The 23,225-nt window shown below is 61.0% G+C and carries 22 protein-coding genes and 1 riboswitch; of the genes, 9 read left to right on the top strand and 13 right to left on the bottom strand.

The features are described from left to right. Positions 1-32 precede the first annotated feature (32 nt). Positions 33-926, bottom strand: coding sequence for an FUSC family protein (locus SO058_RS03360; RefSeq protein WP_320841583.1), 894 nt, complete (start codon positions 924-926; stop codon positions 33-35). A 134-nt stretch (positions 927-1,060) separates the two neighbouring features. Between SO058_RS03360 and proC the strand changes: the two genes are divergently transcribed. The 4 genes from proC to SO058_RS03340 all read left to right on the top strand — a co-directional run bounded on the left by proC (position 1,061) and on the right by SO058_RS03340 (position 3,979). Then, on the top strand, positions 1,061-1,873 hold the full coding sequence (gene proC / locus SO058_RS03355; RefSeq protein ID WP_320841582.1) for a pyrroline-5-carboxylate reductase: 813 nt from the start codon (positions 1,061-1,063) through the stop codon (positions 1,871-1,873). A gap of 78 nt (positions 1,874-1,951) precedes the next feature. Beyond that, complete coding sequence (locus SO058_RS03350) at positions 1,952-2,269, top strand: hypothetical protein (RefSeq protein WP_320841581.1); 318 nt, start codon at positions 1,952-1,954, stop codon at positions 2,267-2,269. Positions 2,270-2,335: 66 nt separating this feature from the next. After that, positions 2,336-3,208, top strand: coding sequence for a radical SAM protein (locus tag SO058_RS03345; RefSeq protein WP_320841580.1), 873 nt, complete (start codon positions 2,336-2,338; stop codon positions 3,206-3,208). 171 nt (positions 3,209-3,379) lie between these two features. After that, complete coding sequence (locus SO058_RS03340; protein ID WP_320841579.1) at positions 3,380-3,979, top strand: zinc dependent phospholipase C family protein; 600 nt, start codon at positions 3,380-3,382, stop codon at positions 3,977-3,979. A gap of 44 nt (positions 3,980-4,023) precedes the next feature. On the opposite strand, the gene SO058_RS03335 is transcribed toward SO058_RS03340, so the two are convergent. From SO058_RS03335 to SO058_RS03320, 4 genes are all read right to left on the bottom strand, one after another. After that, a complete protein-coding gene (locus SO058_RS03335; RefSeq protein ID WP_320841578.1) occupies positions 4,024-4,224 on the bottom strand; it encodes a helix-turn-helix transcriptional regulator in 201 nt (66 codons plus the stop codon). Between the two features lie 4 nt (positions 4,225-4,228). Continuing rightward, entirely contained in the window at positions 4,229-4,639 is a 411-nt protein-coding gene (locus SO058_RS03330) for a hypothetical protein (RefSeq protein WP_320841577.1), read from the bottom strand. 121 nt (positions 4,640-4,760) lie between these two features. Next, the gene (locus SO058_RS03325) at positions 4,761-6,128 is read right to left on the bottom strand and encodes a citrate/2-methylcitrate synthase (protein ID WP_320841576.1); all 1,368 of its coding nucleotides are present in this window, start codon (positions 6,126-6,128) and stop codon (positions 4,761-4,763) included. Positions 6,129-6,358: 230 nt separating this feature from the next. Then, positions 6,359-9,202 (bottom strand): L,D-transpeptidase family protein, encoded by a 2,844-nt coding sequence (locus SO058_RS03320; RefSeq protein ID WP_320841575.1) that lies wholly within the window; start codon positions 9,200-9,202, stop codon positions 6,359-6,361. Between the two features lie 193 nt (positions 9,203-9,395). Here SO058_RS03320 and SO058_RS03315 point away from each other — a divergent pair, with 193 nt between their 5' ends. Then, the gene (locus SO058_RS03315; RefSeq protein WP_320841574.1) at positions 9,396-10,703 is read left to right on the top strand and encodes a zinc ribbon domain-containing protein; all 1,308 of its coding nucleotides are present in this window, start codon (positions 9,396-9,398) and stop codon (positions 10,701-10,703) included. Between the two features lie 63 nt (positions 10,704-10,766). Then, positions 10,767-12,122 carry an esterase/lipase family protein gene (locus SO058_RS03310; protein ID WP_320841573.1) on the top strand — a complete coding sequence of 452 codons (1,356 nt, stop codon included), beginning with the start codon at positions 10,767-10,769 and terminating at the stop codon, positions 12,120-12,122. A 35-nt stretch (positions 12,123-12,157) separates the two neighbouring features. Here the strand turns inward: SO058_RS03310 and SO058_RS03305 are convergent, their stop codons facing one another. Then, complete coding sequence (locus SO058_RS03305) at positions 12,158-13,525, bottom strand: alanine/glycine:cation symporter family protein (protein ID WP_320841591.1); 1,368 nt, start codon at positions 13,523-13,525, stop codon at positions 12,158-12,160. A gap of 148 nt (positions 13,526-13,673) precedes the next feature. Continuing rightward, positions 13,674-13,767, bottom strand: a riboswitch (glycine riboswitch). A gap of 220 nt (positions 13,768-13,987) precedes the next feature. Between SO058_RS03305 and SO058_RS03300 the strand changes: the two genes are divergently transcribed. Both SO058_RS03300 and SO058_RS03295 read left to right on the top strand, forming a co-directional pair. Continuing rightward, the gene (locus tag SO058_RS03300; RefSeq protein ID WP_320841572.1) at positions 13,988-15,748 is read left to right on the top strand and encodes an FtsW/RodA/SpoVE family cell cycle protein; all 1,761 of its coding nucleotides are present in this window, start codon (positions 13,988-13,990) and stop codon (positions 15,746-15,748) included. Next, positions 15,748-17,124: a penicillin-binding transpeptidase domain-containing protein gene (locus SO058_RS03295; RefSeq protein WP_320841571.1), complete on the top strand. Its 1,377-nt coding sequence runs from the start codon at positions 15,748-15,750 to the stop codon at positions 17,122-17,124. Before SO058_RS03300 ends, SO058_RS03295 begins: the two co-directional genes overlap by 1 nt. Before the next feature lie 260 nt (positions 17,125-17,384). On the opposite strand, the gene spoVAE is transcribed toward SO058_RS03295, so the two are convergent. The 3 genes from spoVAE to spoVAC are packed head-to-tail and all read right to left on the bottom strand — an operon-like array spanning position 17,385 to position 19,206. Further along, positions 17,385-17,741, bottom strand: a complete 357-nt coding sequence (spoVAE, locus tag SO058_RS03290; protein WP_320841590.1) for a stage V sporulation protein AE — start codon at positions 17,739-17,741, stop codon at positions 17,385-17,387. Positions 17,742-17,749: 8 nt separating this feature from the next. Beyond that, a complete protein-coding gene (locus tag SO058_RS03285; RefSeq protein WP_320841570.1) occupies positions 17,750-18,760 on the bottom strand; it encodes a stage V sporulation protein AD in 1,011 nt (336 codons plus the stop codon). Beyond that, entirely contained in the window at positions 18,757-19,206 is a 450-nt protein-coding gene (spoVAC, locus tag SO058_RS03280; protein ID WP_320841569.1) for a stage V sporulation protein AC, read from the bottom strand. Before spoVAC ends, SO058_RS03285 begins: the two co-directional genes overlap by 4 nt. 155 nt (positions 19,207-19,361) lie before the next feature. On the opposite strand from spoVAC, the gene SO058_RS03275 reads away from it, so the two are divergent. Continuing rightward, positions 19,362-19,937, top strand: a complete 576-nt coding sequence (locus tag SO058_RS03275; protein WP_320841568.1) for an ECF transporter S component — start codon at positions 19,362-19,364, stop codon at positions 19,935-19,937. Between the two features lie 46 nt (positions 19,938-19,983). On the opposite strand, the gene SO058_RS03270 is transcribed toward SO058_RS03275, so the two are convergent. The 4 genes from SO058_RS03270 to SO058_RS03255 form a co-directional block, all read right to left on the bottom strand. Next, complete coding sequence (locus SO058_RS03270) at positions 19,984-20,475, bottom strand: GNAT family N-acetyltransferase (RefSeq protein ID WP_320841567.1); 492 nt, start codon at positions 20,473-20,475, stop codon at positions 19,984-19,986. Next, on the bottom strand, positions 20,463-21,623 hold the full coding sequence (locus SO058_RS03265; protein ID WP_320841566.1) for an MFS transporter: 1,161 nt from the start codon (positions 21,621-21,623) through the stop codon (positions 20,463-20,465). The genes SO058_RS03270 and SO058_RS03265 overlap by 13 nt, the downstream gene beginning before the upstream one ends. Before the next feature lie 104 nt (positions 21,624-21,727). After that, the gene (locus tag SO058_RS03260; RefSeq protein ID WP_320841565.1) at positions 21,728-22,564 is read right to left on the bottom strand and encodes a prephenate dehydrogenase; all 837 of its coding nucleotides are present in this window, start codon (positions 22,562-22,564) and stop codon (positions 21,728-21,730) included. A gap of 4 nt (positions 22,565-22,568) precedes the next feature. Further along, entirely contained in the window at positions 22,569-23,225 is a 657-nt protein-coding gene (locus tag SO058_RS03255) for a VanZ family protein (protein ID WP_320841564.1), read from the bottom strand.

Here is a 23,225-nt window from a genome sequence, read left to right as displayed (position 1 = left end):
CCTACTTACCTCACTGTTTTTCTTTTTTTACCCTATTCCATCAGGCTGAAATCGCTTAAATACCCATAAGCGTCCAACAGATTGCCCAGGTGATAACCCATCACCACGTCGGCCTCTCGGGCGGGCACGGCGGGCAAGCCCTCCGGGACGTTTACGCCGATGTCCGCAAGGCGCTTCGCGTTCTCCGGGCTTGGGCGGCCCATTTCATCCATCGCGCAGAGCGCGTGCAGTTCCTGCAAAAGCGCCTGTGCAAGCTGCTCGCAGCCGCGCAGGTAGACGGCCTGCTGGCCGTGGTCCCGGCTGCGGGGGAAATTCTGCTTTTCGTAGATCTCCAGCTCGTCCGCCAAACGGGAAAGCTGTGCGTCCAGCCCGGACAGGTCGGGGTAGCGCCGCTGCGCGACCCGCTCGGTCAGATAGCCGGGCACGGACTGCAAAAAGTGCGTGAGGAGCTTCGCGATCTGCCCGCGGTTGTTATACGGCCGCACGGCAATGTTGAGCGCGAGCGCGACGCCGAGACCGATCGTGGTATCCGCCAGCCGGTTGACGCTGTATAGGAACGCGCCGTCCGCGGGCGACAGGCAGATGGACACGAACACGATGCACGCAAGCGGCACCGCGAATTGCAGCCGCAGCTTAACGCACATCAATATAAGCGCGATAATGCCCAGCCCGATGCCGATATAGCGGAACTCCTCAAAAAGCGTGACGAACAGCCAGCCGAACCCCGCGCCCAGCGCAATGCCGGCAAGCTGGGTCAGGCAGGACTGCTTGGCGTCGCCCAGCGTGCGGTTCATGGCGACGATTGCGCCGATGGCGGCGAAGATCGGCGCGGGGCTGCCGCGCAGGTCGGCCAGCCACAGGGCAAGCGCGACCGCCGCCGCGGTTTTGACCGTGCGCAGGCCGATATGGGGCAGCAGCTTTGCCATGTCGAGAATCCGCCTCCACCGTCATAATGTTGCTATTTTACCATGTTAGCGCGCTTTCTACAAGCAGATTTGCGCATATTTTAGTCTTGTGCTATAATAAACGAATAAATACCGGCAGAGAAGGAGCATTTTTTATGAAAGCTTATCAGTTCGGCGTGCTCGGCGCGGGCAACATGGGGCGCGCCATTGTGGACGGCGCGGTGCGTGCCGGCATGTTTCCCGCAAAAAGCGCGCTGCTTTTCAACCGCAGTGCGGATAAGCGCGCGGAAAACCAGAAAATGGGCTATGCCGTCACCGAGGACTATACGAAAGTCTATACCGGGTGCGACACCGTCGTGCTCGGCGTAAAGCCGCAGAATTTCGGCGAGGTGCTGCCGCGGCTTGCCGCGTGCGCGCTTTCGGACAAGCCGCTGCTCATTTCGATCGCGGCGGGAGTGACCTTTTCCAAAATAGAGCAGGCGCTCGGCGCGGACACCCCCATTATCCGCGTCATGCCCAATACGCCGCTGCTGCTCGGCGAGGGCGCGTCCGCGCTCGTCAAAAACGCGGCGGCAAGCGCTGGGCAGCTCGACGCGGCTGTCCGCCTGTTTTCCTCGATGGGCGCGGCGGCTGTTTTTGAAAAGGAAGACATGCTCAACGAGATCATCCCCTACAACGGCTCGCTGCCCGCTTTTGTTTACCAGTTTATCGAAGCGTTTGCCAAAAGCGCGGCGCAGCACGGCATTTCGCGGGAGGACGCGCTGCCGCTCATCTGCAAAACGGTCATCGGCTCGGCAAAAATGGTGCTGCAGGGCGATAAGACCCCGGCCGAGCTCATCGGCGCCGTGTGCTCGCCCGGCGGCACGACCATCGAGGGCGTGCGTGTGTTCGATTCGCGCGGGCTCGACGAGATCGTCGCAGAAGCGAGCGATAAGGCCATTGCGCGCGCCTATGAACTGGGCAAATAACCGCTTCGCGCCATTGACTTTAAAACACGTATATGGTAAAGTAAGTGTATCCAGAATCACTGAGAGGAAGTGGATGCTGTGAAAAAATCTACGAAATTTAAAACAGGGATGCTGCTGATGAGCCTTGCCGTCGCAGCCGGCGCCACCACGGCCGCCATCCTGTTGCAGAAAAAGCGCGAGGAAGAGGTTTACCACGAGGCCGAACTCAAGGCGATGGACGAACTCGAGCAGATGATGCGCGCCGAGTCCGATTGTGGTTCGTGCGCGTGCGCCGAGGAATGCGCCGCTGCGGACGCTTCGTATCAGGACACGTTCGATGAGGAAGTGCCTGAGGAGGCCGCGGAAGAAGCCGAAGAACAGCCCTCGGACGAGGACGAAACGTCCGAAGCCGAATAAAAACGACACCAGGCGGGCGGAGACAACCATGTTTCCGCCCGCTATTTTTGAAAAAGGAGTTTTCCCATGCTCGACTATGAAGGCCGCGTATTCCGGCCCCCCTCCGAGGCTTACAGCCTGATCGTGCAGGTCACCATCGGGTGCAGCCACAACAAATGCACATTTTGCGATATGTATAAGGAAAAGAAGTTCCGCGTGCGCCCTCTTTCCGAGGTCAAGCGCGATTTTGACGACGCACGGCGCATGTATCGCCGTGTCGAGCGCATCTTCCTCGCGGACGGCGACGCGCTCATGTGCCAGAGTGCGCACATGGCCGAGATCCTGCGCTATATCAAAGAACTGTTCCCCGAATGCGAGCGCGTGACCAGCTACGGTTCGCCCGCGTCCATTCTCGTCAAAAAGCAGGAAGAACTGGATCTGCTTCATGAGCTTGGGCTTCAAATGATCTATCTGGGCGTGGAATCCGGCTCGGACGAGGTGCTTCGCCGCGTTAACAAGGGCGAGACCGCCGAGGAGATCATCCACGCCGGCATGATGGTCAAGAAAGCGGGCATGAAGCTGTCCGTCACCTGCATCGCGGGGCTGGGCTCTACCGAGCTGTCCGAGGAGCACGCCGTCAAGACCGCCGCCGCGCTTTCGCGCATGAAGCCGGATTATATCGGCCTGCTGACGCTGTTGTTCGAGCTTGAGACCCCGCTCATGCGCGACTGGCGGGAGGGGCGCTTCTATCTGATGAACCCGGTCGAGATCGCGCAGGAAACGCTCACGCTGCTCGAGCATATCGACGCCGAAGGCTCGGTGTTCCGCGCCAACCACGCGTCCAACTATGTCAATCTGGCGGGCACGCTCAACCGCGACCGCGAGGCCATGTGCCAGAAGCTGCGGCAAGCGCTTGCGGGCAAGGTGCAGTTTAAGGACGAGCGGTACCGGGCAAGATAAACAAATTTAAAATGTTTATTTTGTCCAATAATCACTATGATTATCTGGTTTAAGTGTCAATTTCGTGAAACTTTCAAAAAGTAGGCGACAGCCGGATTTTTTTGTGCTATACTGTTTTCGTGTTTCGAGAAGTTTTGAGAATGAGATGAGATTTCCGGCTGGAGGAGAATTATGGATTCCGTATCCCACGTACGGGTTGCAAACCTGCTCATGCGCTATATCGAGCAGACTTGCGGCGTAACCTTTGAATCAAGCGGTTTTGTATACGGCAACCTGAAGCCCGACCTGACCGGCACCTACCTGACCAAGCGCCATTATCCCTCGCTGATGATGGACGAGGTGCTCGAAAAGATCCGCGTGTTCACCGAAAAATATGCGATCGGCCCGGAAAACGGCCACGACCTTTCGGTCGACCTCGGTGAGATCTGCCACTTCATGACCGACTTTTTTACTTATCCGCACAACGACGATATTTATGATAAAAACCTGCTGGCGCATTATGTATATGAAAAGCGCATCGCGCTCGTCATCCGCCGCAGGCTGACCGAGGCCCGCTTTGAGCGCTGGGTCAGCCCGGTCATCCCGCCGCTCACGCTCGACGCGCTGCTTTCCCGCATCGAATCGATGCACGAGCAGTACCGCGCGCCCGAACGCCGCCATTGTATCGACGACGACATCATGCATGTCTGCCGCGTCACCGCGATGGTCGTGCAGGCGGTCATCAACATCTGCTACCAGCCGGTCGAAAACCCGGCGGCGGCAACCGCGTAAGCTTTGGTGAAAAACCCCGCCCGGCCATTTGGCCGGGCGGGGTTTTATTCCTCAGTAAACCGGAAAACCTCCTCGACCGGTAGGCCGAACACGCCGGCAATGTCCATGGCCAGCTTGAGCGACGGGTTATACTGCCCCTTTTCCAGCCGGCCGATCGTTTCCCGCCGCACGCCGACGCGCTCTGCGAGCTCGGTCTGATCCATGCCGCGCGCCGCGCGAAGTTCCCGGATTTTCGTTTGCAGCATGGCGTCACTTCCCAAATCGCTCGTAGAGCAAAAACAGGCCGTCGTGCACAAGATTCAGCACGGCGAACAGCAGAACGATTCGCCCCCGTGTCAATACGACCGTTTCCATCCCAAGCTTTTCGCCAAATACAACATACAGCCCGAACAGCAGGAAAATGATATCGTAAAGCATGGAATTGGATTTGTAATTGTTGGATACCGCCCGTTCGTCCGGCTTTTCGACATGCCAGTCCAGCGTGGTGAAGATAATAGTCGCCGCTGTCGCCAGCAGCAGCACTGTAACCGCAATTTTCAGAGGCAGGGGCAGCCCCTTTACCGGGAAAAATTCCGCGACCACCCCAAAAAGCACTACGACCGCCCAGCAAATCACACTGGTCAGTTTGGCCTGCGTTAATGTCAGCTTTGGAATCGCCATGGTTATCATCCTTTCAATATGTGATATATTTGTCTCTTATGAGATAAATATATCACATGCGCCAACGCCTGTCAAGCCATAAAACCCAAAACCCCTGCGGCAAAAGCCGCAGGGGTTTTTCTTATCCGCGTTCCGCGAGGTATTGATACTCGATCGATTTTGCCAGCGGCTTATATGCCGGTCGGATGATCTTGCCGCCCGTCGTCACCTCTTCGAGGCGGTGCGCCATCCAGCCGACGATACGCGCGGTCGCGAACAGCGGCGTATACAGCGACTTGGGCAGGCCGAGCATTTTATACACAAAGCCCGAATACATATCCACGTTGGCGCACATCGGCTTGATATCGCCTTTTTTCTCCGCGAAGATCTGCGGCGTCAGGCGTTCTACCAGCTCGAGGAGGTCCATCTCGTCGGTCATGCCCTTTTTCTCCGCCAGCGGGCGCGCCGCGTCCTTGAGCGCGACCGCGCGCGGGTCGCTCTTGGTATAGATCGCGTGGCCCATGCCGTAAATCAGGCCCGAGCCGTCCCCGGCCTCGCCGTCCAGAATCTTTCGCAGATACGCCGCGACCTCGTCCTCGTCCTTCCAGTTCTTTATGTTTTCCTTGATCTCGTCAAACTGCCGGACGACGCGCAGGTTCGCGCCGCCGTGCCGCGGCCCCTTGAGCGAGGATACCGCCGCCGAGATCGCGGAATAGGTGTCCGTGCCCGACGACGAGGTGACGCGCACGGTGAACGTCGAATTGTTGCCGCCGCCGTGCTCGGCGTGCAGGATCAGGCAACGGTCGAGCAGTTTGGCTTCCTCATCGGTAAAGACTCCGTCCGGGCGGATCAGATGCAGGATGTTTTCCGCAGTCGAACGGTCGGGGTCGGGCACGTGCAGGAACATGGAGTCGCCGTCGAAATAGCGGCGCTTGGCCTGATACGCGTGCGAAATAATGACCGGAAACTTGGCGGTCAGGCTTATGCCCTGCCGCATGACGTTTTCAACCGTGGTTTCGTCCGGGTTGGCGTCATAGGAATACAGCGCGAGCGTGGCCGCCGCGAGCTTGTTCATAATATCGCGGCTGGGCGCGCGCATGATCATATCCTCGGTGAAGTTTTCCGGCAGCGCGCGCTCAAGGCCGATCGTATGCTGGAAATTTGCGAGCTGCGAGGCGGTAGGCAGCGAGCCGCACATCAGCAGGTAGCCAACCTCTTCAAATCCGAAGCGGTTTTCGCGTTCCAGACCGCCGATCAGATCGTATACATTATAGCCGCGGTAGGTCAGGCGGCCCTCAATCGGCTCGCGCTCGCCCTCGTTGAGTATGTAGCCGTGCACGTTGCCCAGCCGGCTCGCGCCGACCAGCACGCCCGTTCCGTCCGCGTTGCGCAGGCCGCGCTTGATGCCATAGCGGGAGAAAAGCTCGGGCGGGATGCGGGTGTTCAGGCGGAAGCTCTCGCTGAGCTCGCTGAGCAATTCTTCCTTTACGAAATTCGGCTCTTGGTTCATCGGGCTTTCTCCTTTCCTATCTCTCTTTCAGAATGAATATATTTTACCGCAATCCTGCAAGATTGTCAAATATCACCGCTTGGAAGAAGTGACAAAAGCGTGTTTATTTCGGTTTGTCCACTTGTGAGGATGAAAACCGCAAGATTAAAATTCTAAAAATGCAAACGCTTTTTCACTTCACAAAAGCAAAGCCGTCCGCACCTTTCTGCGGACGGCTTTGTCAATCGCTTTTAGAAAATGACTACCGCGGTGCCCACCGGAATATTGTTATAGATCCAGTTGATGTCGTTTCGCTGCATACGCACGCAGCCGTGCGACACCGGATAGCCAGAGCTGAAATCGTATTCTTTCTCGGTGCCGGGGTAGCACAGGCGGGAATGGAACGCATAACCCGTTCCCGGGTAGAAGCCGACGACCGGGCGGACCGTATAGGTGCTGGTCGTCCAGCCGCCCGCCGATTTATAGCTGACCGTGGTCACGCCGGTCGGCGTCGGCGTGCTCGACGCGCCCGTGCCGACGACGAATGACTTGATCAGGTCCCAATTGCCCTTGGAGCCTGAGAACACATTAACGTGCTGGTAGGCGCGGTTGATCCAAAGCAGGTACTGCGTCTTGCTCGAATAGCCCTTAGCGTTGATCCAGACCTCTTTTTCATATTCCTTGTAGTCGTTGTTGACCGCGTAAGCCGTGGTATAGTTGCCGCGGTATTCGGAGGAGACGAGGTTCAGCACGCGGTTTACATCGCGCTGGTAATACCATTCTTCCGAATAGTTTTCGATCGGCACGGTGACCTCCTCAAAAACCTCCTCCACTTCACCGGTCGAGGGGTTTTCATAGGTCAGCTTGAAGCCCATCTTGACGCTTTTCTGCATGTCCTTGGTGAAGGTGAAATACGAGGTGTGCTTGGACACCGCCGAGGCAGTGAGCCGGAAATGATCGTTTCCGTAGTTCGGGAGCGCCTTGCCATCCTGATACCACTGCGCTTTTACGATTTTTTCCTCGGAAACGCCCGAAAACGTCACCTGCGTCAAAAGCGAGCCGCCCGGCACGACCTTGGTCGGCACGCCGAATTTGATGCCCACGCCGTCCAAGCCGGGGTCGAGCGATTCGGTCTTGGAGTCTGCCGAGAGCGTGATCTCACAGCCCACCGCGCGCACATCGACCGATTCCGCCTTGCCCTTGCCGTCGACCGTGCTGTTCCGCCCGGCCATGACGACTGTTCCGGTCTTGCCGTTCAGCGTCAGCGCGGTCTTATGGCCGCGCACGTCTGCCGCGCCGACCGCGCCGCCCATTTTGGCTGTACAGCCCGCGCCCGTGATCAGCAGCGAATCCGCATCACCCGTCATAGTGAACACATTGTTTTCGCCGGACAGCACGACCTCGGCGGCCGCGCCTTTCACGGTGATGGTGTTGCCCGCGCCCGTGACGACGAGCCGCGCCGCCTCAACGCCGGACAGCTCGATCTCGCGTCCCGACGCGGTGATTTCGATATTCTCTGCCGCGCCCTTATAGGAGACCGCGCCGCCCCTGCCCGAAACGAGCAGCGTGCCGAGCGTGGACTCTGCCGACAGCGTGGCCTTGGCGGTACCCGCCGGGTCAAGCGCCAAAAGTCCGAGCGCGCTCTTGCCGGAAACGGCAAGCGTTGCCTGCTCCGCGCCCTTGAGCACGACGCGCCCCGGCACCGTCAGGTCTTTAAGCGCAATGGTCTCGGCAGCTACCGGGAAGACCAAATCGCCAGAGACCGTCATATCCTCGATCTTGTTTTCGGGCGTAAGCAGGAGAGAGCCGCCCTGAATCGCTTCCAGATAGCCCTCTGTGTCAATAAAATTCGGCGCGATGCGCGTGATCATCGTGACAAACTGCGCGCGGGTGAGCGCCGCGTCCGGCGCGAGCTTATCGGGCTTGTCGCCCTTGACGATGCCCGCCGAGACCAGCGCCGCCGCCGCGGCCTGCTGCTGCGCAGTCATAGCGCCGGTATCATCGAACGGGGCGAGCGCGTCCGAATCGCCCGGCACGCCGGCGAAGCCAAACGCACGCGCGAGCAGCACGAATGCCTCCGCGCGGGTCGCGCCCGTATCAAAGTTGCGGCTGTCGTCAGCGTCGATCAGGCCGATATGTAAGGCTTTCGCCAGCTCCGCGCGGTACCATGCCTTTTCCGGCACGCCCGAAAGCCCTGAAATGTCGTCTTCTAAACTCGCGCCCAGCGCGCGGTTTAAAATGGTCAGCGCTTCGGCGCGCTTGACCATATCGTCCGGCTTTAACAGGCCGTTTGAGCCCTTGAGCAGACCAAGCTCGACCGCGCGGTTCAGCGCGTCCTCCGCCCAGTGTCCGGCAGCATCCGGGAAACCGGAGTCCTCCGGCTTATCGCCGCCGTCCGGCGTTTCCGCGTCCACCGCCGTCAGCGGGAACGGCAGCGTGCCGCTGCCCAGCAGCGCCGCCTGCTTGCGGGCGGATGCTTCGGTAAAATCGCCCCTTACCACGCAGGACGCGGATTCGACTTTCGCGCTGACCTTGGGCGACGCAATCACTTCGCCGTCCACCATCAGGTGCAGGACGTTCTGGCCGTCGGTGCGTCCGGCGACCGCCTCGGTCGCCTGCGTGAACTTTTTCGCGCCCTCCGGGGTAAACGCGATAATTAAGTAAAATTCGTCCGTCAACTCGGCGCCGACCGGCTTTCCAAAAGACGGCTTAGCCTGATCGATGTCCGCGCCGTCCAGCCATTCCTTGCCGTCCGCGTCCTGAATAGAGACCTGACCGACCGCTGTCAGGACTTCGGCCGCTGCGGCCTCGTCAGCTTCATCCGGAAGCGTGACCGTCAGGCTGATCTCATCTACCGCCACGGCGGACGTCTGCCCATAGCCCAAGCGCTCCAGCCGCTTTTCCAGGGTGGCTTTCGCGGCGGCCATATCGTCCAAAAGCTCCCCGCTGTCGTATTCCTCGTAAAGCTGCGCTTCAAGCGTGAGCGTCTTTTCCGCCGGCTCCTGCGGCGCGGCTTCCCCGCCCTCTCCGGCGGCGGACGCGCCCGTCAGCACCATCAGCGCGGCCAGCAGGCCGCTTATCATCCGTTTGTTCAAATCCGGTGTTCCCCCTATGCTCATAGTATCTTCTATTGTACGAGGGACAGGCCGGGCTTGTCAAGCCATTTGACCCCCGCGAAACCCGGATTTCCCGCCTTTTTCCACGGGTTTGCGCGGAGGTTTACAAGTTTGACCCCACATGCTATAATAGATAAGATTTTGAACGCTTGTTTCAAAGGAGGAATCCCCCATGCTTTGCAAAAACTGCGGCAAGGAGCTGCCGATCGCCGGCAGGTTCTGCCCGTTCTGCGGCGCGCCAATCGAAAACACCGGCGCGAACGACGAGACCGCCGTCTTTACCCCGCTCCCCGAGGACGAACCGGCCGCGGGCGATACGCCTATCGACCTTTCCGCGTTCGACGCTGCGCGAAATGACGAACAGCAGTCCGCCTACCGCGCGTCATCCTACGGCAGCGACCCCCTAGGCGACACGGCCGATGTGCCGCCCGCCCCGCCCGAAATGCCGCCCATCCAGACCCCGCCCGTGCGCCGCGCGCAGCCGAGCGCGCCGCGCACGACCTATTTCAGCGAGCCTGAGCTGGACGACGAGCCTTTCAAAAAGCCGGGCAAGGGCAAAAAAGCCGGCGTGATCGCGCTGGTCGTCGTGCTGGTGATCGCGCTCATCGGCGGCGGCGTGTGGTTCGCGCTGTCCCGCCGGCCTGACGAAAACCTGACCGCCGCCGAGAAATACATGCAGCGCGGCAAGTTTGAAGACGCGCTCGAGGCCTATCGCGCCGCGCTCGCCGAGGCCAAGGACCCGACCGACATCCAGTTCCAGATCGGCCTGCTCGAGGATTATCAAAAGGCGAAGCAGGAGGTCGACAGCCAGCAGTATGCGCAGGCGCTCGCCCGGCTGGACAGCCTCAAAAGCCGCCTGACCGACCCGGCTTCCCCGCTGGCCGACGCGGTCGACGATCTGATCGAAACCGCACAGACCATGCAGGCGGACAGCGAGTTTGCCGCCGAGATCGAACGCGCGAACGGCTATATCGCGGACAAAAAGTATGACGCCGCCGCCGCGACCCTCGACACCCTCGAGGCCGACGGTTCGCTCACTTCGGAGCAGAAAAAGCAGGTGCAGAAGCTGCGCGACGAGCTGACGCAGGCGCGCGAAGCCGCCGAGCGGCAGGAGCAGAACCAGCAGGAGCAGCAGCAGCAAAAGCAGTCGTTCGTCAGCCAGATGGATACGCTCGAGGAGAGCGACAAGAAGATCGCCTCCGCCGCCACCATCGAAGAGGAGCTCGACGCGACAGCCACCTCCTTTGAGGCGTGGGACACGCTGCTTGCCGATATGTACAGCTATCTGGAGGGCGTTTTGAGCGCCGAGGACTATGCGCGCGAGGAATCCGCCTACAATGAATGGGTGAAGGAGCGCGACGAGGGCGCGGCAAACGCCGCCAAGGACAGCGAGGACGAAGTGGCCGCCAAGCTCGCGAGCGCAAGCTTTAAGCAAAGCTACACCAAAACGCGCTGCTATAAACTGCTCGACCTGATGTAACGCGTATAAAAAGCCGGTTTGCCTGTCAAACCGGCTTTTTTTATAACAAAAGGGGGAAACCAGATGGAGCTTTTCAAACGGTGCCTGCGCGTATCCGCGCTGCTGCTGCTCGGCAATCTGCCGCTGCTCGCGCTCTTGGGGCCCGACCTGGGTTTGGGCTATCCCGCGCTGACGATCGCGCTGCTTGCGTTTTACCTGTGGTTCCACATCCGCCCGCGTGGGGACGCGCCGAAAGGCCGGCTGCGCGCGCTGATCGGCGGCTATGAGATCCTGCTGTGTTCGTTTTGCTGTGTCGTGGCGGAAACCATCCTTTATTTCGCGCTGCACGGCTCGGACGCGCTCACGCGCACCGAATGGAGCGCGCCCGCCTGGGTGCCGCTGCTCGTAAACGCGCTGGTGTTCGTGCCCATGATCGGGCTGCTGCTCGTAAACGGCTTTTTCCGCGTGCTTATCACCTCGGCGCGGCTGCGCGTCGTCTGGCGGGTGCTGCTGCTTTTATGCTGGTGGGTGCCGGTTTTCAACCTATACCTGTTTTACCGCGTGCTAAAGGGGGCGCGCGCCGAATACTTCTTTGCCCTGTCTCGGCAGGAGCTGGAGGAGGCGCACGCCGAAAATGAGGACTGCAAGACCCGCTACCCGCTCGTGCTGGTGCACGGCATCTTTTTCCGGGACTGGCAGCTCGTCAACTATTGGGGGCGCATCCCGCGCGCGCTGTCCCGCTGCGGCGCGACGATCTTCTACGGCCGGCAGCAGTCGGCCGCGCCGGTGGCGGTGAGCGCCGCCGAGCTTGCCGCGCATGTGCGCGAGATCGTCGAAAAGACGGGCTGCCAGAAGGTCAACCTCATCGCACATTCCAAGGGCGGGCTGGACAGCCGCTACGCCATCTCGAAGCTCGGCCTCGCGGACTGCGTGGCCTCGCTCACCACGGTCAACACGCCGCACCGCGGCTGCGTGTTCGCCCATCATTTGCTCGACACGCTGCCGGAAGGTGTGCTGCGGCAGATGGAGCGCAAATATAACGGCCTGTTTCACAAGCTGGGCGACGAAAAACCCGATTTCCGCGGCGGTGTGGAAAACCTGACCGACACATTCTGCAAGGAATTTAACGCTTCCGTGCCCGACGCCCCCGACGTCTATTACCAAAGCCTGATGAGTACGATGAAAAGCCCTAAAAGCGCGGGCTTCCCGCTGAATTTCACCTGGCGGCTGGTCAACAAATACGATAAGCAAGCGAACGACGGCCTTGTGGCGCGCTCGAGCGCCCCATGGGGCGAGTTTTTGGGCGAGGTCACCGTTCCCGGCAGGCGCGGCGTGTCGCACGGCGATATCATCGACCTGCTGCGCGAGGATATCCCCGGGTTCGATATCCGCGAGTATTACATAGGCCTTGTGAAAGGCCTCAAGGCAAAAGGGTATTAAAAAAACGCGCGCCGTTTGGCGCGCGTTTTTCCTATTTAAAGCTCTTTGTCCTTGCCCTTTGTGATCTTGACCACAAGCCCGGAAAGTGCCAGCAGGCCGATCAGGTTGGGCAGCACCATCAGGCCGTTGAACATGTCGGACATGTTCCAGACCAGATCGACGCGAAGCCCCGAACCGACCACGATGAACACGACCACGATGGCCGCATAGATTTTGACCGCTTTCTGGCCGAACAGCGCTTTCACGTTGGTCTCTCCGAAGAAATACCAGCCGATGATGGTCGAAAACGCGAAGAACAGCATGCAGATGGCGATGAACACGTTGCCGAACGAACCGAACGCCGCGTTGAACGCCGCCTGTGCAAGCGGCGCGCCGTCCAGCCCGCTCGACCACAGGCCGGACGAGATGATGACGAGCGCGGTCAGCGTCAGGATAATAAAGGTGTCGATAAACACGCCCATCATAGCGACCACGCCCTGGTCCTGCGGCTTTTCGACCTTGGCAAGCGCATGCGCGTGCGGGGTCGAGCCCATGCCGGCCTCGTTGGAAAACAGGCCGCGCGCCACGCCGTAGCGCATGGCTTTCTGCACGGAAAGGCCGATCACGCCGCCCGCCATCGCCTGCGGGTTGAAGGCCATGGTGAAGATCTGCTGGAAAGCATAGCCGACTGTTGCGTGGTTAATGCACAAGATGGCGGCACAGCCGACGATATAGAGCGCGGCCATAATGGGCACGACCTTTTCGGTGAACGCCGCAATGCGCTTGACGCCGCCGAGGAAGATAAACGCCGCGACGACCGCGCAGACGACGCCCACATAGATGGGCTTGACGCCGAACGCATTTTCAAACGCCGAGCCAATCGAGTTCGACTGCACCATGTTGCCCATAAAGCCGAGCGCCAGAATGATGGCGACCGAGAAGAAGCCCGCGAGGAACTTGCCGAATTTGCCCTTAAACGCTGCCTTTATGTAATAGATCGGGCCGCCGGTCACCTGGCCGTCCTCGCCGGTGGTCTTGAATTTCTGCGCGAGCACGGCCTCGGAATAGATCGTACTCATGCCGAAAAACGCCGAGACCCACATCCAGAAGATCGCGCCCGGGCCGCCCGCCGCGATCGCCGTTGCCGCGCCCGCGATGTTGCCCGTGCCGACCTGCGCCGCGATTGCCGTGGTCAGCGCCTGGAAAGACGACATGCCCTCTTTGCCGGCCTTATCGCCTTTCAGCGTAAAGTTGCCGAACAGGCGGCGCATCCCCTCGCCGAACTTGCGCACCTGGATAAAGCCCAGCCGGATGGTGAAATAAATGCCGGTTGCGATCAGCAGGAAGAGCAGGGCGTAATCCCACAAAATCGTATTCATCAGCGCGACGATCGCTTCCACCACATCGCCCGCGCCCCCGGTCATCGCGGCCTGCCCGACCGCCTGGAATCCCTCGATAATTGCCACTTTTTCCATTCCCCTTTTTCTGTTTTTACGGCAAACAAAAAGACCAAATCCCCCCGGAATTCGGCCCTGAAAAAGCGGCGGTCCCCCGTTTCCCGGAGCTCCACCGTTTCCACACTCTGTCCTTTTGCCTGAGAGATTAGCGCGTTTTCGCGCCTTGCACCTTCGGCACCCCTTTGCGGGATTTCTCCAGAGCCACATCCATCCATAGTCCTCATCCCCAAGGGGACGCCTGAGAGTTTTGCTCCTTCGGCAGCGGCTTTCCGCTTTTCCTACGAACTTCGTTTGTCGCATATGCAGTTGCTTTATCAATATAGCATCGGGATGGTTATTTGTCAAGTTTTTGTCAGGCCGTGCGCCGTTTTCCCGGTTGACAACTTGTGGTATAATGTATAAATGCCAATCCCCGAAAGGAGGGACCTTATGGAAGCCATCGTAGGCGGGCTGCAAAGCCTGCTTGACAATTTGGCCGCGCTGCTTGCGGACAACCCCCTAGTGGGCGCGTGGTATACGACGGTCGTCCGCTTTGTCTTCCCCGTCCTCGCTTTGATGATATTAGTTGGCGCCATCCGGTCGCTGTGGCAGGTCAAGCACCCGGACGAGGTCTGGGGCTATCTGTCGCTGCAAAACGGCGTGCGCCTGCCCGTCACCCACTGGGAAAACATCATCGGCCGCGCCCCCGCGTGCGATCTCCAGCTGGAATATCCCTCGGTGTCGCGCCAGCATGCCGCGCTCATCCGGCAGGACGACGGCTCGTGGACGGTCTACGACCTGGATTCCAAGGGCGGCGTCCAAGTCAACGGCCTGGACGTGGACGAATACGCTGTCGTAAACGACGGAGATACGCTTAAATTCGGCGGCATCCCGGCCGTTATGACGCCGATCTCCGCCGAGGAGAAGCGCGAGCAGATGTACGAGCGCAGGCTTGAGGGACGCCCTGCCGCCATGTGGGGCCAGCTCGTGCTGCTGACGCTGTTCCAGGTGCTTACCGCGCTGCAGCTGCTCGTCGCGGCGGGGGACAAGGCGAGCGTCGTCATTCCGCTCACCTTTTTGGCGTTCACCGCCGTCTGCTGGGGCTATTTCCTCATTCTGCGGTCGTTCCGGCGCATCGGCTTTGAAATGGAGACCATCGCGTTCTTTTTATGCACACTCTCGCTCGCGGTCACGGGCTCCAAGGTGCCGGAGGAGCTGCCCAAGCAGCTTGTGGCCATCCTGCTCGGTATGGTGCTGTTTCTGGTGCTCGGCTTTTTCCTGCGCGACCTGACGCGCGCCATGAAGGTGCGCTGGGTCATGGCGGCCGCGGCCATCGGCCTGCTCGCCGTCACGCTGCTCATCGGCAAGGAGGTCGGCGGCGCAAAGGCCTGGATCATTCTCGGGCCAATGTCTTTCCAGACCTCCGAGCTCGCCAAGATCTGCTATATTTTCGCGGGCGCGGCCACGCTCGACCGCCTGTTCAACAAGCGCAACCTCTGGCTGTTTATCGCGCTGACCGCCGTGTGCGGCGGCTGCCTCGCGCTGATGAACGACTTCGGCACCGCACTCGTGTTTTTTGTCACGTTCCTCGTCATCGCCTACCTGCGCTCGGGCGACTTTGCCACGCTCGCGCTCATCTGCTCGGGCTGCGGCATCGGCGGGCTGATGCTGTTAAAGCTCAAGCCGCACGTCGCCAGCCGGTTTTCGGCTTGGGGACATATCTGGGAGGATGTGTATGACAAGGGCTTCCAGCAGACGCACACGCTGACCGCTGCCGCCTCGGGCGGCATGACCGGCGTGGGCGCGGGCAAGGGCTGGCTCGCCGGCCTGCCCGCCGCCGATACCGATATCGTGTTCGGCATGCTGTGCGAAGAATGGGGGCTTTTAATCGCGGTGCTCACCATCCTGTGCATCATCGCGCTGGCCGTGTTCGCCGTGCGCGCCTGCCGCGCTGGGCGCTCGAGCTTTTACACCATCGCGGCGTGCGCGGCGACCTCGCTTTTGGTGTTCCAGACCTGCCTCAACGTATTCGGCGCGGTCGATATCCTGCCGTTCACCGGCGTGACGCTGCCGTTCGTTTCAAACGGCGGCTCGTCTATGCTGTCGGCCTGGGGCATGCTCGCTTTCCTCAAGGCGACCGACACGCGCCAAAACGCTTCGTTCGCGGTCAAGCTCCCCAGCCGCCGCGAGCTGAGAGGGGAGGGACGCTGATGCGCAAGATCGAAAAACGCGGCGTTTTCTGCCTCATTCTGGCGGCGCTACTCGGCCTCGGCCTTTTGCTGTTCTGCTTCCGCTTTGTGGTGGACGGCGGCGATTGGGCGTCCTATCCCTACAACCGCCACCTATATGACAACCAGGGACGCTTAAAGGGCGGCGTCATCCTCGACCGGGACGGCGACGTGCTTTCCAAACCCGCCGAGGACGGTTCGGGTCGCGCCTACTACCCGGACGCCGACGTGCGTAAAGCCACGCTGCACGCGGTGGGCGACCAGGCGGGCAACATCGGCGCGGGCGCGCAGACCGCGTTCGCGGACAAGCTCTCGGGGTACAACCTCATCACAGGGGCTTATTCGCCGCTCGGCAGCGGCAACTATGTGTACCTGACCATCGACGCGTATCTCAACAACATCGCTTATCAGGCGCTCGGCGGCAACCGCGGCACGGTCGGCGTGTACAATTATAAAACGGGCGAGATCCTGTGCATGGTGTCCACGCCGACGTTCGACCCCGCGAATCCCCCGGACATCGACCCGGATGATCCCCAGTGGGAGGGCGTGTATGTCAACCGCCTGCTGTCGGCCAACTCGATCCCCGGCTCGATCTTCAAGGTCGTGACACTGAACGCCGCCATCGAGAACCTGCCCGACCTGTTCTCGCGCCGCTGGACGTGCACCGGCTCGACCGAAATCGGCGGCGACGCGGTCACCTGTCCCTATGCGCACGGCGAGATGGACATTGAGGACGCGCTCGCAAAATCGTGCAACGGCGTGTTCGGCCAGCTCGCGGTCGAGCTGGGCGGCAAAACCATGCAGAAATACACGGACGCCGCCGGGCTGACCACCGCCATCAAGGTGGACGGCGTGAACACCTCCAAGGGCAGCTTCAATTTTGAGGGCAGTGAAAACCAGCTCGCCTGGGCGGGCGTCGGCCAGGGACAGGACGCGATGTGCCCGATCAATATGATGCTGTATATGGGCGCGATCGGCAACGGCGGCAAAGCCGCGATGCCGCGCCTGATCGAGAAATCCTCGACCGATTACGGCCTGCCGACCGGCATTTATTTCCCAAAGAAGTCCGGCAAACTCATTGAGTCCGACACGGCGGACACCATCGCCGATATGATGCACAACAACGTCATCGAGACCTACGGACAGGATCGTTTCCCCGGCATGGACATCTGTGCGAAGTCCGGCACGGCTGAGATCGGCCCGGACAAGACCCCGAACGCGTGGTTCACCGGCTTTCTGCGCGGCGACGCGACCCCCTATGCCTTTATCGTGCTCGTCGAGCAGGGCGGCGGCGGTTCGTCAGTCGCGGGCACGATCGCCTCGCAGGTACTGACCGCGGCGGTCGAAAAAGGCTATTAAGCAAAAAAATCTCCGCTTCCTTTTGAAAGTACAGTTTATCGGACAAGCAATCCGGTAAACTGAGACTATCAAAAAAGGAAGCGGAGGTTTTTTCTATGCGAAGAACAGTTTATATAGGCTTGCAGGCGGCAGGCGCGCTGCTGATTCTGCTGACAGCAGGCGCGTCCGACCTTGGCGCGGTCACCCTTGCACAGATCGCGGCACGCCTGCTGCTCGCACTCGCACTGCTGGCGCTCGGCACGCGCGGCAAGCGCCGCAGATCAGCTCTTGCTCTTGGGTTTCGAGAGCAGCGCGAACAGACAGCCGAACACGATCGCCGCCGCAATACCGCCCGCCGCACCGGTCACACCGCCTGTGAACACGCCGAGCAGCCCGCTTTCCGCGACCGCCTTGGCAACGCCCTTGGCGAGCGAGTAGCCAAAGCCTAAGAGGGGAATGGTCGCGCCCGCGCCCGCGTAATCGACCACGGACTGGTACACGCCGAAGCCCTGCAAAACAACGCCCAGCACCACGAGCGTGACCAGAATGCGCGCCGGGGTCAGCTTGGTCTTATCGATGACGACCTGGCAGATCGCGCAGATCAGCCCGCCGACCCAGAAGGCATTCAAATATTGCATGAAGTCCATCAGTTCCCGCTCCTTTCCAGCACGACCGCGTGGCACACGCCTGCGATTGCCTGTCCCTGCTGCACGGAAACCGGGCTCATCAGCGCGCCCGTGCCAGCGAAGATCAGGCGGTGGATCTTGCCGTCCTGCATGTCGCGCAGCAGCGGCCCGCACAGCACGCACGCCGAGCAGCCGCAGCCCGAACCGCCCGCGTGCGCGTCCTGATCGGGGCCGAACAGCAGGTTGCCGCAGTCCGAATACACGGGCGACAGGTCGATGTTGTCCTCGCGCAGCAGCGTCAGCAGCAGGTCGGAGCCAACATAGCCGAGGTCTCCGGTGACGATGCAGTCAAAGTCGCGCGGCTCCGCGCCGAGATCGGAAAGCAGCGTTGAAATCGTGTCGTAGGCGGACGGCGCCATCGCCGCCCCCATGTTGTTCGCGTCGGTCACGCCCATATCGACCTGCTGGCCGAAGATCGCGTGCGTCACGCAGATATTGCCCTTGCCGCCCAGTATAGCCGCGCCCGCGGCCGTCGCGGTCCACTGGGCGGTCGGCGTGCGCTGGCCGCCGTAGGCCAGCGGAAAGCGGTACTGCCGCTCGGCTGAGCAGAAGTGCGACGAGGCCGCCGCGGCCACCCGCCGCGCCGCGCCGCCGTCCACCAGGCACGAGCCGAGCGCAAGACCCTCCGCCATGGTCGAGCATGCGCCGTAAAGCCCCACATAGGGCACGTTCGACTCGACCGACGCGATCGACGAGCCGATGCATTGGTTGAGCAAATCTCCCGCAAGGATCATATCCAGATCGGGCAGGTGCAGCCCGCTTTTTTCCACCGCGCGCTCGATGGCCGAGCGCTGCAAATGGCTCTCGGCAAGCTCCCATGAGCTTTCGCCCAGACGGTCGTCATCGGCGACGAAGTCAAAGCGTCCTGCGAGCGGCCCCTCGCCCTCTTTTTGTCCGACCACGGACGCAAAGCCTGTGAGCGCGGGCTTTTTTTCGAGCACGATCGTGCGTTTTCCCATGCGTTTGCTCATAGCGGCTTCCCTCCCATCAAAAACAGGATGAGCCCGTAAATCACACTGGCCGAAATGCCGTAAACCAGCACCGGGCCCGCGATCGCGAACAGCTTGGCGCCCAAGCCGAGCACAAGCCCCTCGCTCTTAAACTCCATCGCGGGCGACACGATCGCGTTTGCAAAGCCCGTGATCGGCACAATCGTACCCGCGCCCCCGTGCTTGGCGATCTTTTCATAAAGGTGTAGGCAGGTCAGCAGCGCGCCGATAAACACCATGGTAATCGAGGTCGCCGCCGCGCAGTCCTCGGTGGACAGCCCGCGGGATTTGTAAAAATCGAGCACGCCCTGTCCGGCGCAGCAGATCAGCCCGCCGATGACGAACGCCTTGAGGCAGTCGAGCCAAAGCGGTGAGTTTGGGCTTTTCTTTTGGAGCATTTCCTGATATTGCTGTTTGTCCAGCTTCATGCGCATTTCTCCCCTTTTCTTTTGGCATAGCATGCGCAGACTTTTGCCGTCTATCCATCTGGCATTGTAAAAAAATCATAAATTGGCTATTTTAAAAATGCCAATTGCGCGCTATCATAAGCCCAGATACAAAATTCCTGAGGGGGCGTTTCCGTATGAAGCACCAGAAATTTACGCTGTACGACATCGTCATGACCGGGTTGATGGCCGCGGTCGTGCTGGTCGTCACCATGTTTTTATCCATCCGCATCCCCACGCCGACCGGCACGGTCATGATCAAGCTCGCGAACGCGTTCGTCCTGCTGTGCGGGCTGCTGCTCGGCCCGGTGCGCGGCGGGCTGGCGGCCGGCCTCGGCTCGATGATTTTCGACCTGATGACGCCCGAATACGTGCCCGAGGCGTGGATCACGTTCGTCCGCTTTTTCCTGATGGCTTATCTGTGCGGCCTGATCGCCCACTGGGCAGGGGCGCGCGCCAAAAAATTCAGCCGCAACCTGATCGCCTGCTTGGCCGCCGCCGTTTTTTCCAGCGTGTTTTACATGCTGAAGAATGTGCTCGTGCTGATGCTCGCCGGCAGCGCGTTTGTCCCGGCGTTCACCGCGAATATCCCCAAGCTGCTGACCTCGCCGCCCAATATTGTTATTGCGGTCGTCGTTTCGCTGGCATTGCTGCCCGCGCTGCAAAAGGCGATTTCGCACACCGCGTTCGGCCGCCAGCAGGCGGCGGATTAAACAAAAAACGCCTTTCCCTGTCGGAAAGGCGTTTTTATTTTACCAATTATAACGCAATATAATGCGGGATGATGTCCTCATACGTCCCGTTTTTCAGCAAAAAGCCGCCCGGGATGACGCCAAGCTGTGTAAAGCCCAGCTTTTGATACAGCCGCAGCGCCGCCGTGTTGGTACGCACCACCGCGTTGAACTGCAAAATGCCAAACCCCAGCCTTTTTGCCTGCTCCATGCAGTGCCGCACCAGCGTTTCACCGACGTGCCGCCCCCGCGCCCCCTGCTTCACCGCGTAGCTCGCGTTGCACAGGTGCCCGCAGCGCCCCACGTTGTTCGGGTGGAGGATGTATAGGCCGATGATCTCGCCCGTGTCCGCGTCGCACGCGAGGCCGGTGAATGACTGCTCCGTAAAAAACGTATGTCCCGTATCCGCGTCCAGACAGTCCATTTGCGGAAAGGCCACGCCCTCCTCCACCACCTGGTTCCAGATCGCGGCGGCCTGCGCGCAGTCCGCTTTTTGGTATTCCCGCATCAGGATCCGCATACCGGTTCTCCCCCTTGCTCTTTTTTATCCAGCGCGAGCAGCAGGCTGCAAACCAGCATGCCCGCGAGCGCGGCGGTCACGCTCATCATGCCCGCCCAGATGCCGAAGCCGGACGCGACCAGTCCGGTCACATACGGCATCAAAATCGCTCCCACGCCCGCCACTGGCAGCATGACTCCCACGCCCGCGCTCGACAGCGACCGTCCCGCGCTGGCGACCGTGGTCGGGTTAACGCCCGCGATTGCGAAGCCGAACAGCGTGAGCGCCAGCAGCGCGGAGGTCGGCCCCTTGGCCTGCATGAGCAGCAGATAGGTGCCCAAGCACCCCGCGGACATCGCAGCAAGCGCGCGGAAGCTGTTTTTGATGTGCAGCGCCAGTGCGATAAACAGCCGCGCGGCCAGCATCGCGCCCCAGATCACGGTCACCGTGAACTGTCCGGCCGTGCCGGTCAGGATGCCGGTGTCCTTAAAATAAGTGACCATCCACCCGGTCACGCTGATCTCGACGCAGTTTTGGCAGAACAGCACCGCAGTCAACAGCCAGAAGCGGCGCGAGCGGAAAAAATCCCACTGGCCGCCGCCAGCCGCGCGGCTGGCCCTGCGCGGCAGACGCGCCGCAAAGTAGCTGACGGTCAGCAGCGCGCCGCAGGCCGTCAAGCCGAGCATTGGCCCGCGCCAATGCGGAAGCGCGAGGGCGGCGATCAGCAGCGGGCACAAAAGCGATCCCAGCGCAAACCGGGCGTGCGCCAGGTTCATATCGCGCGTGCGCTCCTCCGCCGACAGGGCGACGAGCACGCTGTCCGTATTCAAAACGCAGCCCTTGGCCACGCCGACCAGACCAAACGCCAGCACCAGCAGCCACGGGTTTCCGGTGAATGCCATGAGCAGATAGCCCAAGGCGGCGCAGGGCGTGAGAAGCAGCGCGGTGTTCCGCATACCGCGCTGCACGGTCAGCATACCGGTCGAAAAGCCGGACAGCAGGTTGCCCACGCTGAGCGCCGCGAGCAGCACGCCGCCCCATTCATAGCCGAGCGCATATTGATCCTGCAGGAGCGACATGATCACGCCCCCGCTCGACGCGAGCAGGCCGCCCAGCAGCATCGTGCGGTTCGCGCAGCGCAGGAACCGCTTTTGCTGAAAGCTGCGCATATTGTTTCCCCCATTCCGCGGTATCGGTACCGCCGAATCCAGTTTACACCTCTGCCGCGCCGCATGCAAGCATAAAAAAGCCGCCCCGGGGGCGGCTTTTTCCCTTATCCCAGCCGTTCCTTGCGCTCGCGGCCGTCCCGCAGGAGCGCGGTGAGCGTTTCGCGGTCGTGCGCGCGGATGGCGCGGCGGTATTCATCCAGATGCAGGATGATCTCATCGATCTCGCGCGCGAGCGGCTCGGCGTTGCATAGGAACAGTTCGCTCCACATCGTCTCGTTGAGCTTGGCCACGCGCGTCAGATCGCGGTATGAGCCGGCGGAATACCCGTCGTGCTGGTCGGCCTCGGGGCTTTTGATGTACGCGGACGAAACCACATGCGCGAGCTGCGAGGTGAACGCGATCATGCGGTCGTGCTGGTCCGGCGTGCAGCGGACGGTCTGCCCGAAGCCCAGCCGCATGAAAAACGCTTCCAGCGCCCGAAGGCTGTTCTCGTCGCTCGACCGGTTGGGCACGAGGATCATGCTTGCGCCGTCGTACAGCGTGGGCAGCGCGTAGTCGAGGCCGGAAAACTCGCGCCCGGCCATCGGATGCCCGCCGACAAAATGCACGCCCGCGTCGAGCGCGGGCTGCTCCAAATGCTCTACCATAAACTGCTTGACGCCGACCATATCGACCACCACGCAGCCCTTTTTGAGCTTTTGCAGATTTGCGAGCAGCCAATCCACGCTGGCCTGCGGATACAAGCCGATGATCACAAGGTCGGCCTCGCCATACAGCGCGTCGGACGCGACCGCGTCGATCGTCCCATCCGCGCGGGCGCGCTCAGCAGTCTCCCGCGTGCGGTTCCAGCCGAGCACGCGGCAGTCCGTATGCCGCTTGACGGCCTGCGCCATCGAGCCGCCCATCAGCCCAAGGCCGACGATCAAAACCGTTTCAAACATGGTGTCAGTCTCCTTTTTTGGGGGTCACGGCGCACACCCTGCGCCACAGGGGCGGGATACGGCAGAGCAGATAGACGATGAGCGCGCCCGCGAGGTTCAAGATCAGGTCGTCCACGTCGCACGAGCCGGCGCCGGTGTACACCTGCGTCACCTCGACCGCCGTGACCGCAAGCGTGAGCGAAGCGGTGAAAAAAAAGATACTCCGCTGCCAGCGGAACAGCGCGGGCAGGAAAAAACCCATGGGCGCGAACGCCGCAAGGTTGCCCGCGAGGTTCAAAACGGTCAGCTCAAACGAGATGTTGCCGTAGTGGTAAGCCGAAAGGTAATCGTGGATGGTGCGGAAAGGCGTTAGGTTGACCGCACTGAACGTCCAGTCAGGCGAAAAGCCGCGCCCCATCGCGTTGTCGAAAAATAAGACGTTCAAAAGCACCCACACGTAGTACCAGAACAGGATGAGCACATAGTCGTGCCGCCGTTTTTGCCGCGAAGAACGCGGCACGCCGAAAAAGAACGCGGCAGCGAGCACGAGCGCGAAAACGGCGGCAAACGCCAGCTTCCACACCGGGCCGACCGTATACTGCGGCGACAGCTCAATATACAGGTTGAGACAGAGCAGCGCCGCCGAAAGCACGGCCGCCGCGCTGCGGACAAACGTTTTCAT

Source organism: Agathobaculum sp. (genome assembly GCF_034098985.1).
In the GTDB taxonomy this organism is placed as follows: Bacteria; Bacillota; Clostridia; order Oscillospirales; family Butyricicoccaceae; genus Agathobaculum.
This window is presented reverse-complemented; position numbering and strand designations above follow the sequence as displayed.